Source organism: Streptomyces sp. NPDC054866 (assembly GCF_053610745.1).
This window is the reverse complement of the sequence record NZ_JBSGZA010000011.1, coordinates 126,098-142,626: the sequence shown is the minus strand read 5'-3', so window position 1 is coordinate 142,626 and position 16,529 is coordinate 126,098. Positions and strand designations below refer to the sequence as shown.

The 16,529-nt window shown below is 70.7% G+C and carries 18 protein-coding genes and 1 pseudogene; 12 read left to right on the top strand and 7 right to left on the bottom strand.

What is annotated here, in order from left to right; translation table 11 throughout:
• Positions 1-5: 5 nt before the first annotated feature.
• On the bottom strand, positions 6-848 hold the full coding sequence (locus ACWGI2_RS38505; RefSeq protein ID WP_453700529.1) for an ABC transporter permease: 843 nt from the start codon (positions 846-848) through the stop codon (positions 6-8).
• Entirely contained in the window at positions 845-1,753 is a 909-nt protein-coding gene (locus ACWGI2_RS38500) for an ABC transporter ATP-binding protein (RefSeq protein WP_453700527.1), read from the bottom strand. Before ACWGI2_RS38500 ends, ACWGI2_RS38505 begins: the two co-directional genes overlap by 4 nt.
• Before the next feature lie 134 nt (positions 1,754-1,887).
• Between ACWGI2_RS38500 and ACWGI2_RS38495 the strand changes: the two genes are divergently transcribed.
• The 3 genes and pseudogenes from ACWGI2_RS38495 (at position 1,888) to ACWGI2_RS38485 (ending at position 4,904) form a co-directional block, all read left to right on the top strand.
• Positions 1,888-3,165, top strand: coding sequence for a sensor histidine kinase (locus ACWGI2_RS38495; RefSeq protein ID WP_453700526.1), 1,278 nt, complete (start codon positions 1,888-1,890; stop codon positions 3,163-3,165).
• Positions 3,162-3,857 (top strand): response regulator, encoded by a 696-nt coding sequence (locus tag ACWGI2_RS38490; protein ID WP_453399287.1) that lies wholly within the window; start codon positions 3,162-3,164, stop codon positions 3,855-3,857. Before ACWGI2_RS38495 ends, ACWGI2_RS38490 begins: the two co-directional genes overlap by 4 nt.
• 165 nt (positions 3,858-4,022) lie before the next feature.
• Positions 4,023-4,904: pseudogene (locus ACWGI2_RS38485) on the top strand (esterase/lipase family protein).
• A 74-nt stretch (positions 4,905-4,978) separates the two neighbouring features.
• Here the strand turns inward: ACWGI2_RS38485 and ACWGI2_RS38480 are convergent.
• The gene (locus tag ACWGI2_RS38480) at positions 4,979-5,989 is read right to left on the bottom strand and encodes a lytic polysaccharide monooxygenase (protein WP_453700524.1); all 1,011 of its coding nucleotides are present in this window, start codon (positions 5,987-5,989) and stop codon (positions 4,979-4,981) included.
• A gap of 732 nt (positions 5,990-6,721) precedes the next feature.
• Between ACWGI2_RS38480 and ACWGI2_RS38475 the strand changes: the two genes are divergently transcribed.
• Genes ACWGI2_RS38475 through ACWGI2_RS38465 form a run of 3 tightly spaced genes read left to right on the top strand, consistent with a single transcriptional unit; the run spans position 6,722 to position 8,236 of the window.
• Entirely contained in the window at positions 6,722-6,922 is a 201-nt protein-coding gene (locus ACWGI2_RS38475; RefSeq protein WP_160504161.1) for a hypothetical protein, read from the top strand.
• The gene (locus ACWGI2_RS38470; RefSeq protein WP_453399290.1) at positions 6,922-7,584 is read left to right on the top strand and encodes a sigma-70 family RNA polymerase sigma factor; all 663 of its coding nucleotides are present in this window, start codon (positions 6,922-6,924) and stop codon (positions 7,582-7,584) included. The genes ACWGI2_RS38475 and ACWGI2_RS38470 overlap by 1 nt, the downstream gene beginning before the upstream one ends.
• A gap of 4 nt (positions 7,585-7,588) precedes the next feature.
• The gene (locus ACWGI2_RS38465) at positions 7,589-8,236 is read left to right on the top strand and encodes a hypothetical protein (protein WP_453700523.1); all 648 of its coding nucleotides are present in this window, start codon (positions 7,589-7,591) and stop codon (positions 8,234-8,236) included.
• Positions 8,237-8,266: 30 nt separating this feature from the next.
• Here ACWGI2_RS38465 and ACWGI2_RS38460 read toward each other — a convergent pair whose 3' ends face one another.
• On the bottom strand, positions 8,267-8,953 hold the full coding sequence (locus tag ACWGI2_RS38460) for a response regulator (protein ID WP_453700521.1): 687 nt from the start codon (positions 8,951-8,953) through the stop codon (positions 8,267-8,269).
• Between the two features lie 217 nt (positions 8,954-9,170).
• Here ACWGI2_RS38460 and ACWGI2_RS38455 point away from each other — a divergent pair, with 217 nt between their 5' ends.
• The 4 genes from ACWGI2_RS38455 to ACWGI2_RS38440 are packed head-to-tail and all read left to right on the top strand — an operon-like array spanning position 9,171 to position 12,652.
• Complete coding sequence (locus ACWGI2_RS38455; RefSeq protein WP_453700618.1) at positions 9,171-10,154, top strand: Bug family tripartite tricarboxylate transporter substrate binding protein; 984 nt, start codon at positions 9,171-9,173, stop codon at positions 10,152-10,154.
• On the top strand, positions 10,151-10,690 hold the full coding sequence (locus ACWGI2_RS38450) for a tripartite tricarboxylate transporter TctB family protein (RefSeq protein ID WP_453399293.1): 540 nt from the start codon (positions 10,151-10,153) through the stop codon (positions 10,688-10,690). The genes ACWGI2_RS38455 and ACWGI2_RS38450 overlap by 4 nt, the downstream gene beginning before the upstream one ends.
• A 1-nt stretch (position 10,691) precedes the next feature.
• On the top strand, positions 10,692-12,200 hold the full coding sequence (locus ACWGI2_RS38445) for a tripartite tricarboxylate transporter permease (RefSeq protein ID WP_453700519.1): 1,509 nt from the start codon (positions 10,692-10,694) through the stop codon (positions 12,198-12,200).
• A complete protein-coding gene (locus ACWGI2_RS38440; protein ID WP_453700517.1) occupies positions 12,197-12,652 on the top strand; it encodes a GNAT family N-acetyltransferase in 456 nt (151 codons plus the stop codon). Before ACWGI2_RS38445 ends, ACWGI2_RS38440 begins: the two co-directional genes overlap by 4 nt.
• Before the next feature lie 28 nt (positions 12,653-12,680).
• Here ACWGI2_RS38440 and ACWGI2_RS38435 read toward each other — a convergent pair whose 3' ends face one another.
• Entirely contained in the window at positions 12,681-12,821 is a 141-nt protein-coding gene (locus tag ACWGI2_RS38435) for a hypothetical protein (RefSeq protein ID WP_453399296.1), read from the bottom strand.
• Between the two features lie 108 nt (positions 12,822-12,929).
• On the opposite strand from ACWGI2_RS38435, the gene ACWGI2_RS38430 reads away from it, so the two are divergent.
• Positions 12,930-14,411, top strand: a complete 1,482-nt coding sequence (locus ACWGI2_RS38430; RefSeq protein WP_453700515.1) for a methyltransferase domain-containing protein — start codon at positions 12,930-12,932, stop codon at positions 14,409-14,411.
• 31 nt (positions 14,412-14,442) lie between these two features.
• On the opposite strand, the gene ACWGI2_RS38425 is transcribed toward ACWGI2_RS38430, so the two are convergent.
• Positions 14,443-14,937: a DUF402 domain-containing protein gene (locus tag ACWGI2_RS38425; RefSeq protein WP_453700513.1), complete on the bottom strand. Its 495-nt coding sequence runs from the start codon at positions 14,935-14,937 to the stop codon at positions 14,443-14,445.
• Positions 14,918-15,847 carry a GNAT family N-acetyltransferase gene (locus ACWGI2_RS38420; RefSeq protein WP_453700512.1) on the bottom strand — a complete coding sequence of 310 codons (930 nt, stop codon included), beginning with the start codon at positions 15,845-15,847 and terminating at the stop codon, positions 14,918-14,920. Before ACWGI2_RS38420 ends, ACWGI2_RS38425 begins: the two co-directional genes overlap by 20 nt.
• A gap of 70 nt (positions 15,848-15,917) precedes the next feature.
• Here ACWGI2_RS38420 and ACWGI2_RS38415 point away from each other — a divergent pair, with 70 nt between their 5' ends.
• Positions 15,918-16,304: a GntR family transcriptional regulator gene (locus ACWGI2_RS38415; RefSeq protein ID WP_453700511.1), complete on the top strand. Its 387-nt coding sequence runs from the start codon at positions 15,918-15,920 to the stop codon at positions 16,302-16,304.
• Positions 16,305-16,529 lie beyond the last annotated feature (225 nt).

Genomic DNA, 16,529 nt, shown 5'->3' with positions numbered 1-16,529 from the left:
GGGGGCTACAGGTCGCGGCGGTGCACGGTGACCACCGCGACGGCCGCCGCCACCAGCGGCCACACCGCGAACACGATCCACGCCTCGGTGATGGTCGCCGCGTACTTGACCGGTGTGTAGCCCATCGCGGGGTTCTCGACGAGGACCTGCCACGCGGTGAGCGGCATCGCGTTGCCGATCTCCTTGACCCACCGGTACTCGTCGCCCTGGAGGAGTGCGGGAAGCAGCACCAGCGTCACGAGGGTCGTGACGATGCTGCCCGTGGCGTGCCGCACGAGCGCCCCGACGGCCATGCCCACCAGCGCGCTCAACGGCGCGAGCAGCGCGGACGCCACGACGGCCCGCAGCGCGCCCGGATCGCCGATCGACAGGCCCCCGTGCTCCCGCAGGATCGCCTGCGTCACGCCGAAGGAAGCCACCGAGACGACGGTGCCGAGCGCGAGCATCACCGCGGTCACGACGGCGGCCTTGGCCGCCATCACCGCGCGCCGGTCGGGGACGGCGGTGAACGTCGTGCGGATCAGGCCGCTCGTGTACTCGCCGAAGACCGTGAGGGCGCCCATGCTGCCCGCGACGACCACGAGGATCTGCCAGGCGGGATCGACGAACGCGCTCGACAGCGTGTCGTACCCCGGCCCCTCCCCGACGACGGCCGGATCCTGACGCGTCAGCCAGTCGAGGTTGGACCAGGCGGAGTTCGCGTTGATCCCGGTGACGATCAGCGCGGCGGCGGCGAGGACCCAGTACGTCGAGCGCAGGGACCACAGCTTGATCCACTCGGCGCCGACGAGATGACGGAAGCGGGCGCGGGGTTCCGGGGCGGGGGCGGTCAGGGTGAGGGCCGTCATCGCGGTTCTCCTGCCAGGTATTCGGCGCTGTCGGCGGTGAGTTCCATGAACGCCTCCTCCAGGGACGCGGCCCGCGTGGTCAGCTCGTGCAGCAACACCCGGTGCTGGAAAGCGAGTTCACCGATGCGGGCCGCGGGCAGACCGGTGACGGTGAGCGTGCCGCCGGCCGACTCCACCGACGCACCCTCGGCGCCCAGCGCCTCCGTCAGCCTCAGGGCGTCCGGAGTACGCACCGTCACGCTCAGCCGCGTACCCCGCGCCGCGAAGTCGGTGAGGCTCTCCGCCGCGATCAGCTCGCCCCGGCCGATGACGACGAGCTGGTCGGCGGTGTTCTCCATCTCCGACATCAGATGGCTGGACACGAAGACCGTGCGGCCCTCGGCGGCAAGGCGCCGGAAGAGCCCGCGTACCCACAACACCCCTTCCGGATCAAGGCCGTTGAGGGGCTCGTCGAAGAGGAGGACGGGCGGGTCGCCGAGCAGCGCGGTCGCGATACCCAGGCGTTGCCGCATGCCGAGCGAGAAGCCGCCCAGGCGCTGCCGGGCCACCTCGGTGAGGCCGACCTCGTCGAGCACCTCGGCCACTCGGCTCCGGGGGATGTCGTTGCCGTGGGCCAGGGCGCGCAGATGGGCGCGGGCCGTACGACCGCCGTGCACGTCGCCCGCGTCGAGCAGCGCGCCGACGTGACGCAGCCCGCGCGGCCGGTCCCGGAAGGGGCGGCCGTCGATGGTCGCGGTTCCGCCGCTGGGGGCCACCAGGCCGAGGAGCATCCGCAGGGTCGTCGTCTTGCCCGCGCCGTTCGGGCCGAGAAACCCGGTGACCTGCCCCGGGCGCACCGTGAAACTCAGATTGTGTACGGCGCTCTTGTCGCCGTACCGCTTCGTCAGTTCGTTGACTTCGATCACCCGGACCACGGTGCCGCCGGCCGGGGCCGCGCGGCATCGGGCCGAAGGCCACACCCGCCGCCGGCTCCGGTAGCCCCTGGGCGTACGACCGCGGGCCAATACCCCCGCGAGGAAAGGGCACATACGATCGGCGCATGGACATCGACGCAGGTCAGCCCACGGCCGAGGAGGGGCGGAGCCGACGCGTGGCCCGGCGCCTGTGGCCGCCCGTGCGCACGGGCCTGGCCTGGAGCGGAGCCCTCATCCATCCGCTCGTCACGTACGTGACCTTCGACCACGGACAGCATGGCTTCGACCTCCTGATGGTCCTCGCGTCGATCGCGCTGACGGCCGTGGTCGCCTCGCTCCTCAGGCGTCGGCCGCTGCCCGCGCTCGCCTTCCTGCTCCTGGGCGCGGCGGCGGCCACGATGGAGATGCGCAAGACGGAGGTCAGTTACCTCCAGACGCTGGCCGGGGTCTGCGCCGTCGGCTATCTCGCGGCCACCCGCTCGCGCCGCACCTCAATCCCCGCCGCCCTCATGGCGTTCACGACACAGGCCGTCACCCTCTTCGCCTTCCCGCCCGACGACGGCTGCCGGCCCCCCTACCAGCCGGGCGGCTGCGAGACCTCCGGCTGGGCGAACAACAATGCCGAGACCGTGGCGTTCGTCGCCGTCGCCCTCATCGCCGCCTGGATGGCGGGCAGTTCGGCCCGCGAGCGCCGAACACACGCCGACGCGCTGCGCGCCCAGGCCACGGCCCGTGCCGTCACCGCCGAACGGCTGCGCATCGCAAGGGAGTTGCACGACATGATCGCCCACAGCATCGGCGTCATCGCCATCCAAGCGGGCGTGGGCAGCCGGGTCATCGACACCCAGCCCGCGGAGGCCCGCAACGCGCTCACCACCATCGAGGCCACCAGCAGGGAGACCCTCGCGGGGCTGCGCAGGACGCTGGTGGCGCTGCGCAGGCCGGAGCCGGGAGCCGCCGATGGCACGCGGGACGCCGCCCGTGAGGCCTCCGCGCCGCCGCCCCGCGAACCCGCTCCGGGGCTCGCCGATGTCGACCGCCTCGCCGCGGCGGCGCGGGACGCCGGGGTCCGCGCGGAGATCCGCAGGGTGGGGGAGCGCGGGCCGCTGCCGGCCGACATCGACCTGGCCGCGTTCCGCATCCTTCAGGAGGCCCTCACCAATGTCGTACGGCACGCGGGGACGGACTCCTGCCGGGTGACCGTCGAGCAGAGGGACGGCGAACTGTCCCTCGCGGTCGAGGACGACGGCCGCGGCGGCCTGCCCGCGGGCACCGGGTTCGGCCTCGTCGGCATGCGTGAGCGAGTCGCCCTGCTGCACGGCCGGTTCACCGCGGGGCCGCGGCCCGAGGGCGGCTTCCGGGTGACGGCGCTGCTGCCTCTGCCGCCGGTGGAGGCCCGATGACCGGCCCCGCCGTCAGGGTCGTCCTCGCCGACGATCAGCCCCTCGTCCGCGCGGGCCTGCGCGTCCTGATGGCCGACACCCCGGACATCGAGGTCGTGGGGGAGGCGGGGACGGGCGCCGATGCGGTGCGGCTGGCCCGCGACGTACGCCCCGATGTCGTCGTGATGGACATCCGCATGCCCGGCATGGACGGCATCGAGGCGACGCGTCTGATCACGGCGGAGGCGCAGGCACAGGCAGAGACGGAGGCGGAGCCGGTCCGCGTCCTCGTGCTCACCACCTTCGATGACGACGACTACGTGTACGGCGCGCTCCGCGCGGGCGCGAGCGGATTCCTCGTCAAGGACATGGCACTTGAGGACATCCTCGCGGCGATCCGCGTGGTGGCCTCCGGGGACGGCCTGATCGCGCCGAGCGTCACGCGGCGCCTGATCGCGGAGTTCGCCGCGCGGCCCGCTCCGGAGCAGCGGGCCCGGCGGACGGTCGACGGCATCACCGACCGCGAGTGCGAGGTGCTGACGCTGGTCGGCCGCGGTCTGTCCAACGCCGAGATCGCCGCTGAACTCTTCATCACCGTGGCGACGGTGAAGGCGCACGTGGCGCGGCTGTTCACCAAGCTGGACTCCCGTGACCGGGTCCAACTGGTCATCATCGCGTACGAGGTGGGGCTCGTATCGCCGCCCGGACGGTGAGGCGGCGGGCCGCGTGACCGTGCCAGTGCCTGCTGGAAGTTTTGCCGACGCGCAGCTTCACACTTTTACTACTCGCCCGTAATTTGTCGTGTGCACGGCATCCTCGTGATCCGGATCACAGGGCTCACCCATCGCAACTCCCTTGAGCCGCAAGGAGATCACCCGATGCTGCCCTGGAGACGAACGCTCAGAGCGTTCACCGCCGCCCTCCTCATGACGATTCTCGTGACGGGCCTGCTCACCCTCACTCCCGCCGCTGGCACGGCGTCCGCCGCCCCCGCCGCCGCTGCCTCTTCGTCGAGTGGCTGGAACGACTACGACTGCAAGCCGTCCGCCGCCCACCCGCGCCCCGTGGTCCTCGTCCACGGCACCTTCGGCAACTCCATCGACAACTGGCTCGTCCTGGCGCCCTACTTGGTGAGGCGCGGCTACTGCGTCTACTCCCTCGACTAGGGCCAGCTGCCAGGAGTGCCGTTCTTCAACGGGCTCGGCCCGATCGACAAGTCGGCCGAGCAGCTCGACGGCTTCGTCGACAAGGTGCTCGCATCGACGGGCGCGGCCGAGGCTGACCTCGTGGGCCACTCGCAGGGCGGCATGATGCCCCGCTACTACCTGAAGTTCCTCGGTGGCGCGGAGAAGGTGAACGCCCTGGTCGGCCTCGCGCCGGACAACCACGGCACCACGTTGCTCGGCCTCACCAAGCTGCTGCCCTACTTCCCCGGCATCGAGGACCTGCTCACCACCAAGACCCCGAGCCTCGCCGACCAGGTGGCCGGATCGCCGTTCCTGACCAAGCTCAACGAAGGCGGCGACACCGTCCCCGGCGTGCGCTACACCGTCATCGCCACCAAGTACGACGAGGTGGTCACCCCGTACCGCACGCAATTCCTGGACGGCCCGGGCGTACGCAACGTGACCATCCAGGACCTGTGCCCCGTCGACCTGTCGGAGCATGTGGCGATCGGGATCCTCGACCGCGTCGCGCACCACGAGGTCGCGAACGCACTCGACCCGGCGCACGCGACGCCGAGCACCTGCTTCTCCTGAGCCGAGAGTGTTGTCCCGAGCCGAGAGCCGCCGCTGACCGGAGTCAGCGGCGGCTCAGCGGGCTCTCAGAGGATTCAGCGGCCGTGGCGCGCCGTGCGGCGGCGGGCCGTGCCGAACATGGCCGCGGCACCGATCGCGAGGGCGGCGGCGCCGCCGATCGCGATGTACGGGGTGGTGCTGTCGCCGCCGGTCTCGGCGAGGTTCTCGTTGGTGGCCGCGGCGGGCTTCGCGGCGCCGCCGTTCACCTCGGGCTGGTTCGCGGCGGTGTTGTCGCCCCCGGCCGTGTCGTCACCGGCGGCCGGGGCCGCCTCGGAGGCCTCGGCGCCCGTCTTGGCGTCGCTGTCGCCGTGGCCCTGGTGCTCGACGGTGGACTTCTCGGCGCCCGCGGCGATGTCCTTCTCGGAGGGCGCGGACGCGGTCGGGGCCGGAGCCGCGGCCCCGCCGCCGCTGTCCTTGCCGAAGACGACGTCGGAGCAGGTGTAGAAGGCCTCGGGGGAGTCCGAGCGCTGCCAGATCGAGTAGATCAGGTGGCGGCCCGACTTGGCCGGGACCTTGCCGTCGAAGACGTAGTCACCGTTCTCCATCTTCGGGTCGGTGACGTCGACGAACGGCTTCTCCTCCAGGTCCGACCACTTCAGGGGCTTGGACGGGTCGTACGAGTCCTTCGTGATGTACAGCTCGAAGGAACCCTTGTGCGGGGCGGTGCCCTTGTAGCGGAAGGTGTGGTTGCCGCCGGACATCTTGCTCGACGGCCAGTCGGCGCGCGGCAGGTCGAGGCCCTTGTACTTGTCGTTGCCCGCGCTGCACAGTTTGCCGTCGGGGATGATCTCCTTCGACTTGCCCGCGGCATTGGCGATGTTCACGCCGTTCCAGTCGTAGAAGGCCTGCGCGCCACTGGCCGCGACAGCCGCCTTGCAGGCGGCCGACTTCGGGGCCTCGGGGCCTTCCTGGAAGCACGCGGAGACACGGCTCACCGGGTCCGTCATCGAACCGTGCGCGGCGGCGGGGGCGGCCGAAAGGGCGGTCAGGGCGAGCGGGGCGATGCCGACGGCGGCGATCGCGGCGACCTTGCGACGTGCGGTCATGAGTGGTTCTCCTCAGCGGCGGTTCTGGGGGGTGGGGACACGAGACGGTTGCGAACGGCCGGTGCCGCCCCCCGAATGCGTGCGGCGCCGACGGTTCGTAACCGGCCCGGCGACGAGAAAGCTAGCCGCTGAAATCCCCGAATTCGCCTGCTGGGAGGGGGTGATGGCGATCTTTATGGTGGGGTTAAGGGAGGGCTAACCGAGGGCTGAGGCTGGGCCCTTGGGAGTTCCTGTTTGGCCGGTTACGCGATCTACGAACCGGTCCGGTGGAGTTTGTGGAAGGGGTGCCGTTGAGGGCACGGCCGCGCGGACGTCTGGCCTTATGGCGTCCGCCAGTTCGACCCCGGGTGACCCAACAGGCCGATGAGTGACCGGAGTTGGCCACCACCGAGTGACGTCAGTCACATTTGATGCCGGTTCTGAACGCGGCGCGGGGGCGTGAGCGGCTCGGGAGGGAGTGCGGGACGTACGTCTGAGCCCCTCGCGAGGGGAGGGTTTGCGCTGGCCAGAGGGCTGCACTCAGAGTGACGGCCAGTTACCCGTCGTTCACTTCGAACGTGAATTCTGTCCCACAGTTACTCCCAAGTCACTTTGCGTCCAGAATTGGCTGCCTCTGGCATACGCGTTTGCCCCCGGCGATCCGAAATCCTGCGGTTGAGGACATCGACGTTCTCCGGTGGTCCGCACCTGGTGCAGGACGGTCTGCCGTCAGCAGGACAAAGGACAGGAACAGTGACCTTCACCCTCGACGAACTGCTCGCCGCGACGGTCGTCGTCACCGCGCTGCGGGTCTTCGCCCCTGACGCACGCCATCTGACGCGCCGCCTGCTGCGTGCCGGAGTGCGCGTGGGCGCCGCCGAACTGCTCAAGGGGAAACGTCTCTCCGACACCGCCGAGCTGCTGCCGGCCCCGAGCGACGAGGGGGCCCAGTGATGAGCGACCACACCACGTCGGTGCCGTCCGAGGACGCCGAGCGGCCCAAGGACACCGTCTTCTCCTTGGCCGGCATGGATCACGCGCCGTTCTCGGACCTGCACAGCCTCACCGGCATGTCCTACGAGATGCCCCCCGACCTGGAAGCGTGCTACACCCGCAACGCCAAGCCCCAACTGCGCTACGCCCACTCGATGCTCGGCGACAAAGACGCCGCCAAGACCATCGTGCGCCGCTGCTACCGGTACCTCGCCCTGAACTGGCGCAACGTACAGAAGGAGGGGAGCCCGGAAGCCTACGCCTGGAAGCTCCTCAAACAGCGCGTGGAGATCCACCTGCGGCTGGCCGGGCGGCCCGCCCGGTCCGAGGTGGCACAGAGCGCCGCCCTCCAGCACACCGCCCGCGCCACCCTGGAGGCCGCGCGTCACCGGTTCACCGCGATGGAATCCGCCCTCGGCCTGTACACCGCGATAGCGGGCCTCCCCGAGCGCCAGTACGACGTCATCGTGCTCCACTACGTCCTGGGCTATCCCTCTCGGCGCATCGCCCACATCATGGGCATCAAAGCTGACACCGTTCGCTACCACCGGCGCCTGGCGCGCCAGCGCCTGGCCATCAAACTCGATCTGTCGATCGATCCAGCCGCCGACGAGAAGGAGTAACGCCGTGCCGAGCCACATCGACACCATCCTCGCCCAGGCTGCGATGGACGACGTGTTCACCGACGCCGACCTCGACGACCTCAAGCAGGAGATCGTCAGGGACGTCACCCAGAACCTGATGTTCGGGGCCGCGCCCGGCCCGGCAGGCCAGATGCCCACCGTCCACGAGCAGGCCACACTCCACCTGGACGCGGTGTCCACCCAAGTCCTGCACCACCCCGAAGCCGCCGGACACCTCTCCCAGCTGGCGACCCGTGGGCCCGACAACCCCGACGGCGCCCTCTACTTCGCCTGCCTGCTCAGCCTGGCCGGGTGCTGCGAAGGCGCCCAGTTCTGGTGGCAGTTCTCCGCAGGCGCCGGCAACGCGGTCGCCGCGCAGTGCCTGAGCCTCTACCACCGCAGCCGGGGCGAGGTCCGCGATGCCACCTTCTGGGCCGAGCAGGCCATCACCCTGACCGAGCCGCCGGCCCCCCGCTCCCCGCACCAGGGCCGACCGGTCGCGCCGCGTGCGGCCCGTCTGCCGCGGCGCCTGCACGAGGCCGTACGCCGGCTCAAGGTCGACACCGTGGAGGACTTCGGCATGGGCAAGGTCCCCTACCCGGACTCCCACCTCGTGGACCAGGCGGTCGAAGAGCTGGCCAACGCCTCATAGCCCGTGCTCATGGTGGGCCCTCCGGGGCCCCTACCGCACCCACCGGTAGCGCCGCTCCGGCCGCCCCGTCCCCCCGTACCGCAGCGTCACCTCGACCCGGCCCGTGTCCGCGAAGAACTCCAGGTAGCGGCGCGCGCTGACCCGGGACAGGGCGCCCTCCTGCGCGCACTCCGAGGCGGAGAGTCCGGCCGGGTGGCCCCGCAGCGTCTGCTCGACCAGGTCCGCGGTGTGCGCCGCCAGGCCCTTCGGGAGTTCGCGGGAGCCGGGCGGGCGGGGGCCGAAGATCTGGTCGACGTCCTCCTGGCGCGCCTCGTCCAGGCCGTCCAGGCGGGCCCGCAACGCCGCCACGTGCAGCAACTGCTCGCGCAGCGCGGCCTGGTTGAACGGCTTGATCAGGTAGTGCAGGGCCCCGGCCCGCAGCGCCGCCCGTACGATCTCCGCGTCCCGGGCGGCCGTGATGAACAGCGCGTCCAGCGGCTGCCGGTCCCGGTCCCGCTCCTCGACGGCACGCAACTCCCGTAGCACCGCGATGCCGTCCATATCGGGCAGATAGATGTCAAGAAGGACGAGATCGGGGCGCAGCCGCTCCACAGCGGCCAGCGCCTCCGTACCGCTGTGCGCCACTCCCACCACCGAGAACCCGTCCACCGCGGACACATAACGGCTGTGCAGTTTGGCGACCATGAAGTCGTCGTCCACGACCAGCACCCTTGTCATCGCCGCAGGCTATGGGCGCGACCACAACGACCACAACGTCCGTTGATTCCGGAAGAGAGACAGCTTCTTAACGCGCAGGCAACATGTGGGCCACCTCACAGGAATCCCCGTCCCCGCGGACGGCGGCCGGGTTCTCTCCCCCACGGGGAGCCCGGCCGCATCAACTCCTCCGTACCGACCAGGTACCCCGACTACGTACCGACAGGTGGTGGCACACGTGCGTCTGCGCACACCCCTTGCCCTGCTCGGGGCCGCGCTGCTCGTGCTCGCAGGGCCGCCTCTGCTCTCGACGGGCAGCGGCGCCGAGACCGGCACACAGATCCCCGGCCTGCGCTTCATGGTCCCCAACACCCCGGGCGGCGGCTACGACATCACCGCCCGCACCGCGGCGAAGAACGCCGAGGACGCCGGACTCACCCACAACATCGAGGTGTTCAACCTGCCCGGCGCCGGCGGCACCGTCGGCCTCAGCCGCCTCGTCGGCGAGCACGGCAATGGCAAGCTCGCCATGTCCATGGGCCTCGGCGTCGTGGGCGCCGCACGCTCCAACCACTCGCCCAAGACCCTCGCCGACACCACCCCGATCGCCCGCCTCACCGAGGAGCCGGACGTCGTCGTGGTCGCCAAGGACTCGCCGTACAAGGACATCAAGCAGCTCGTCGCGGCATGGAAGAAGAACCCGGGCAAGCTCCCCGTCGGCGGCGGTTCGTCCCCCGGCGGCCCCGACCACCTCGCCCCGATGCTGATGGCCCGCGCCGCCGGGATCGACCCGAAGAAGGTCAACTATGTCCCCTTCGACGGCGGCGGCGAGCTCCTCGCCTCGATCCTCGGCAAGAAGGTCGCCTTCGGCGTCTCGGGCGTCGGCGAGTACCTGGACCAGATCAAGTCGGGCGAGCTGCGGCTGCTAGCGGTCACCGGACCGAAGCGCGTCGACGGCCTGAAGGGCCCGACCCTCAAGGAGTCCGGCTACGACGTGGACTTCACCAACTGGCGCGGCATCGTCGCCCCGCCCGGCCTCTCCGAAGCGGAACGCAAGAAGCTCACCGGCCTGGTCAGGAAGCTCCACGACTCCCCTCAGTGGCGCAAGTCCCTCAAGACCAACGGCTGGGACGACGCCTTCCTCACCGGCGACAAGTTCGGCGACTTCCTGGCCGAACAGGACAAGAACGTGGTCTCCGTGCTGAAGGAGCTGGGACTGTGACGACGAGCACCGAAAACCCGCCCGAGGAGAGCGGGAGCAGCCGCCGCGCCTGGCTGCGCGAGCACTCCGAACTCGGCGTGAGCCTCATGCTGTTGGCCCTCGGCGTGCTCGTTCTCAGTGACGCGCTCACGATGGACGTCGAGATCGCCCAGCGCGGCCCGATCGGCCCCAAGACGGTCCCGATCGCTGTCGGCATCGGACTCCTGGTCGTCGCCGTGCTCCTCGCGATCGACGTCCTGCGCGGCGGCCGCGGCGAGGCCGAGGGCGGCGAGGACATCGACCTGTCCGAACCCGCCGACTGGCGCACCGTGCTGCTCCTGGCCGGAGTCTTCCTCGGCGCCGCCGTCCTCATCGAGCCGCTCGGCTTCCCCATCGCGGGCGCCCTGCTCTTCTGGGGCGCGGCGTACGCGCTGGGCAGCCGCCACCTGGACCGCGATCCGCTCATCGCGGCAGGGATCTCCCTCATCACGTACGTCGTCTTCAACAACCTGCTCGGGGTGCCGCTGCCCGGCGGGCCGCTGATGGGAGTGCTGTGACATGAACGCCTTCAACTCCCTGATGGACGGCTTCGGCACGGCCCTCACCCCCATGAACCTGCTCTGGGCCGCCGTCGGCGTGCTCCTGGGCACCGCGATCGGCGTCCTGCCCGGCATCGGCCCCGCGATGGCGGTGGCGCTGCTGCTGCCCGTGACGTACGGCCTGGAGCCGACCGGCGCGTTCATCATGTTCGCGGGCATCTACTACGGAGCGATGTTCGGCGGCTCGACGACCTCGATCCTGCTGAACACACCGGGCGAGAGCGCGGCGGTGGTGGCCGCCATGGAGGGCAACCCGATGGCGAAGGCCGGACGGGGCGCGCAAGCCCTCGCGGCCGCCGCCATCGGGCACTTCGCGGGCGGCATCATCGGCACGATCCTCCTGGTGGCGCTCGCGCCGACCGTCGCGGAACTCGCCGTCGACATCGGCGCGCCCGACTACTTCGCCATCATGGTCCTCGCGTTCATCGCCGTGACGTCCGTGCTCGGCTCCTCGCGCGTACGAGGACTCGCCTCGCTCCTCATCGGCCTCACCCTCGGCCTGGTCGGCCTCGACCAGATGACCGGGCAGCAGCGTCTGACCTTCGGCTCCCTCCAACTCGCCGACGGCATCGACGTGGTGATCGTCGCGGTCGGTCTCTTCGCGATCGGCGAGGCCCTGTGGGTCGCGGCCCACCTGCGGCGCACGAGCGGCGAGGCGATACCGGTCGGGCGCCCCTGGCTGGGCAAGGCCGATGTGAAGCGCACCTGGAAGTCCTGGCTGCGCGGCCCGCTCATCGGGTTCCCCTTCGGCGCGATCCCGGCGGGCGGCGCGGAGATCCCCACCTTCCTCTCGTACGTCACCGAGAAGCGCCTGTCCAAGCACAAGGACGAGTGGGGCAAGGGCGCGATCGAAGGTGTGGCCGGACCCGAGTCGGCGTCCTCGGCATCGGCCGCGGGCACCCTGGTCTCCATGCTGACGCTCGGCCTGCCCACGACGGCGGTGGCGGCGGTCATGCTCGCGGCCTTCCAGCAGTACGGGATCCAGCCGGGCCCGCTCCTCTTCGAGCGCGAACCCGACCTGGTCTGGGGCCTGATCGCGTCCCTCTTCGTCGGCATGGTCCTGCTCCTGGCCCTGAACCTGCCGCTGGCCCCCGTCTGGGCGAAGCTGCTGCGCATCCCGAGGCCCTACCTCTACGCGGGCATTCTCTTCTTCGCCGCGGTGGGCGCGTACGCGGTCGGCGGCGAGGCCCTGGACCTGGTGATCCTGCTGATCATCGGCCTGATCGGCTTCGGCATGCGGCGCTACGGACTGCCTGTCCTGCCCGCCGTCATCGGCGTCATCCTCGGCCCGAACGCGGAGCAGCAGCTGCGCCGCGCCCTGCAGATCAGCGACGGCAGTGTCAGGGGCCTGGTCGACACGCCCTTCTCGATCACGGTGTACGTGATCATCGCGCTGATCGTGCTCTGGCCTCTCCTGAAGAAACTGCTGGTGCGGGGCAGGAGGACTGACGTAGACGTAAAGGCATGATCCAAGGCACGAACGACGACATCCGCCCCGCGACCGCCGCCGACGTCCCTGCTGTGAAGGCGGTGACGGACGCGGCGTACCACCCCTACATCGAGCGCATCGGTGTCGTGCCCGCCCCCATGGAGGCGGACCACGCGGCGGAGGTGGCGGCGGGGCGGGTGTATGTCACCGGCGACCCGGTGATCGGCGTCCTGGTCCTCGTCCCGCACGAGGACCACCTGTTCCTGGACAGCATCGCGGTCCACCCCGATGGCGTGGGCCAAGGGGTGGGCCGCCGCCTGCTCGCCTTCGTGGACGAGCGGGCGCGGTCGCTCGGCCTTCCCGAGGTCCGGCTCTACACGAACGCGATGATGTGGGAGAACCGGAAGCTCTACCCTCGGTACGGCTACGAGATGGTGCAGCGCAGGGTGGACGGCCCGTACGACCGCTACCACTACCGGAAGAGGCTCTAGCTCTGGCCTCTTCCCTCGCCCCGGGATCTCACCCGTCCGGCCACCAGGTCCGCTGGATGTCCTTGCGGACCTCGGGGCGCTCGCGAGGCCGTTCCTCGGAGTCGTGCTTCTCCCGGATCTGCCGATTGGTGGGCTTCCCGACGGTCTTGTGCACGGTCACACGGCGCATGGCTGCCTCCCTGTACTACCGATGTCCAAGGTGGGACGTCGGTAGACCTCTGCGGGGAGGGTTTCTCATCCGAGGTGGATTGTCAGTGGCGGGTGTCACCATCGGCGGATGACGATCGACTGGGACGCCGAGGCAGTCACCTTTGACGACGAGCCGGACCACGGACTGCGGGACACGGTGGTGCGGGGCGCGTGGGCGGAGCGCCTGCGGGACTGGTTGCCGAAGGCCCCCGGCGACGTCCTTGACCTGGGCTGCGGCACCGGAAGCCTCTCCTTGCTGGCCGCCGAGCGCGGGCATCGCGTCACGGCGGTGGACCTCTCCCCGAGCATGGTGGAACGGGCCCGCGAGAAGCTGTCGGGGCACGCGGCGGAGGTGCTGATCGGCGACGCGGAAGCGCCCCCGGTGGACGGCCGTCGCTTCGACGTGGTCCTGGCCCGGCACGTGCTGTGGATGCTGCCGGACCCGGAGGCGACGCTGCGGCGCTGGTGCGGGCTGCTGCGGCCAGGGGGCCGCCTGGTACTCATCGAGGGCGTATGGGGCACGACGAACCCGTCCGGTATCCCCGCGAGCCGCCTGATCGAGATCCTGACGCCGCCGGCCACCCGTCTCCACTCCGAACGTCTGTCGGGCGACGAGCGGTTGTGGGGGAAGAAGGTGGAGGATGAGCGATACGCGCTGGTGGCGGTCCTCCCCAGTGCCGCGCCCCGCCGCCACAAGGAGGTGGTGGATGTCCACCTCATCCTCCGCCGAGGTGACGAGGTGCTCCTTGCCCGCCGTGCCAACACCGGTTACGGGGACGGCTTGTTCAACACCCCCTCGGGCCACGTCGAGCCCGGCGAGGACGTCCGTACGGCAGTGATCCGCGAGGCGAGGGAGGAGATCGGCCTCGATCTTGCCCCCGAGGACGTCAGCGCCGAACTGGTCCTCCAGCACCGGGGCCCGGGCGGAAACCCTCGCATCGGCTGGTTCTTCGAAGCGACGTACGGCACGGGCGGCGAACCCTTCAACGCGGAGCCGCACAAGTGCGACGAACTGAGCTGGCACAGGGCGGACGCACTGCCGGACGACATGGTGGCGTACTGCAGGGCGGCACTTGAGGCGTGGCGGGCGGGGGAGCGGTTCGCTCTGCACTGGCAGGAGGAGGGGGACGCGGTGCGGTACGAGGCGGGCGGGGCTGGCCGGGCGGTCGCCCTCGGGCCCGCCCGGGGCGCGCACCATGTGGAGCTGTGGGTGCCGGACTTCGCCGCCGCGGAGGCCTCGTGGGGCTGGCTCATGGGCGAGTTGGGGCATGTCCGTGAGCAGCGGTGGGAGGGTGGCGGCAGCTGGCGGCGGGGTGCGACGTATGTGGTGCTCGAACAGTCGCCGGACATGCGGGGCGGGGAACATGACCGGCTGAGGCCCGGCCTGAACCACCTGGCGTTTCACGTGCCGGGCCCTGCGGAGCTCGACCGACTGGTGGCGCAGGCTCCGGAGCACGGCTGGTCCTTGCTCTTCCCGGAGCGGTATCCGTTCGCGGGAGGGGAGGAGCACTGTGCGGCGTATCTGGAGGACGGGGCGGGGTTCGAGGTAGAGCTGGTGGCCGGGGGCTGATTCGAGCCCGTTCCGGGGGGAGGGAGCCTTCCTAACGCGGGCCGGGGGTGAAGGAGCCTTCCCCGCGTGCCAAGCGCTCCAGCTCGTCCAGGGCGGACAGAGCCGCCGCGGCGGCCACGGGGTCGCGTTCGGTGAGGCCGCTTTCGGTGAACTCGTCCTCGTCCAGGCGGATGATTGTTTTGCCGTCCGCCGAGCACCACAGGTCCAGGTCCAGGTCCTCCACCGTCAGCGTGGCGCCGGTCCGTACCGCGGGGCGTGTCACGTCGCAGTACCAGCCCTTCAGGGTGCCCGTGGAGGTGCGGACCTCCTTCACCGCGTACCAGCGGTCGCGCCAGTAGTGCTCCGTGAAGACGTCGCCCGGCTCGAAGCGTACGAAGCCGAAGTCCCGTACCCCGTCCGCCGCCCACGGTGCGCGGACCGTCACCACCATGCCGTCGTCCGCCAGGACCTCCGCCGGGTAGCGGATCTTCATTCGGCCCGCCTTCATCAGGATGACGTCCAGCTTGTCAGCCGAGGGCCCGGACATGACGTACCTCCGTCGCGCAGATCTCGTAGCCGAACCATTTGTTGATCGCCAGCATCGGCTCGTTGCCGGTGTCATTGCCCGTGAACGCCTCGGTGCAGCCGACGGTCCGCGCCCGGTGCAGGGAGTCGTTCTTGGCCAGCTTGGCGAGGCCGCGCCCGCGGAACGCGCGTGCGGTGCCTGTCATGCCGCTCGCGTAGCGCGACGCGTCGTCCGTCCTGGCCAGGGTGAAGGCGGCAGGCGTGCCGTCCACCACTGCCACCGAGGTCAGTTCGCGGTTCACCAAGGGGTGGTTCCAGGTCTCGGCGAGCCACTGCTCGTAGTCCGTGAACTCCGCGGCCACATCGCCCGGTTCGTCCGCCACGGTCTCCGCGTCCAGCTCGAAGAGAGCGCGCGGGTCGTCCCCGAACTCCGCTCCCGTACGCAACTCCACCCCGGCGGGCAGCTCTTGGCGCGGCGGCAGCCGGCCACCGGCCAGGTCGAGGCGCAGGAAGTGGGCCGAGCGGCTCGCGCGGTAGCCGCGTCCTGCGGCGAAGGCGCGGTTCGCGGGCTCGTCGAGGACCCAGGAGAAGACCGTGGTGGCTCCCGCGTCCGCCAGGTACTCCTCCGCCGTCCGCAGGATCAGCGAACCCGCGCCGAGCCCGCGCCGCTCCGGGTGTACGTAGACGTTGGCGAAGCCCTGGCCCGGTTCGGGGCTGTCGTAGGCGATGCCCACCTGCGCCGTGCCGACGATCTCCCCGTCGGCCTCGGCGACCAACTGGAGGTACCGGGAGTCGGGATGAGCGTGTGCCAGGTCGAACCGGACCGAATCGGCGGTGGCGAGCATGGCGGGCAGGCAGGCGCGGCGGACGGCGGCGAAACCCTCGGCATCGGGTCTGCTGCCGGGGCGCAGTGCGCGGACTAGGACGGTCATGGAGCCGCACGCTACGCGCGGGGCGCGCCGGGATGCCTCCTATTTTCCGGGGGTGCGGGACAATCACCGCGTGACCTTGAAGATCGAGATCGACGGTGGCGGTGCGGGTGGTGTGCCGTCCTACGAGCAGGTGCGGGCCCAGATCGCCGAGCAGGCGCGGGGCGGTGCGCTGCCGGTGGGATACAAGTTGCCGACCGTGCGGGGGCTGGCCCAGGAGCTGGGGCTTGCCGCCAATACGGTGGCCAAGGCGTATCGGGCGCTTGAGGCTGACGGGGTGATTGAGACGCGGGGGCGTCATGGGACGTTCATCGCCGCCGCGGGGGATGCGGCGGCGCGGGAGGCGTCCGCCGCGGCCCAGGCTTTTGCCGAGCGGGCTCGGCGGCTCGGCCTCTCCGAGGCGGGGGCGCTTGCCGCTGCGCGGGATGCTTTGCGGGCCGCTTATGGGGACTCGGGGTGACTGCCCCTCCCCGGGGCCGGGGCCCGGGGAGGGACTTGACCCCTTGCTGAATCCGCACCCTGCGGCTTCGCGTTGTGCCCACCCTTCCCCAAGCTCTCGGCTTCGCTCGAGCAGGGGAGACCCCAATCGCCCTGCGGAACGCCTGCCCACAACGGGGGCGGGCTGAACGCCTGCCCGCAGCGAGAGTGGCTGCGGGGTATACGGGTGGGTGGGCGGGAGAAATCG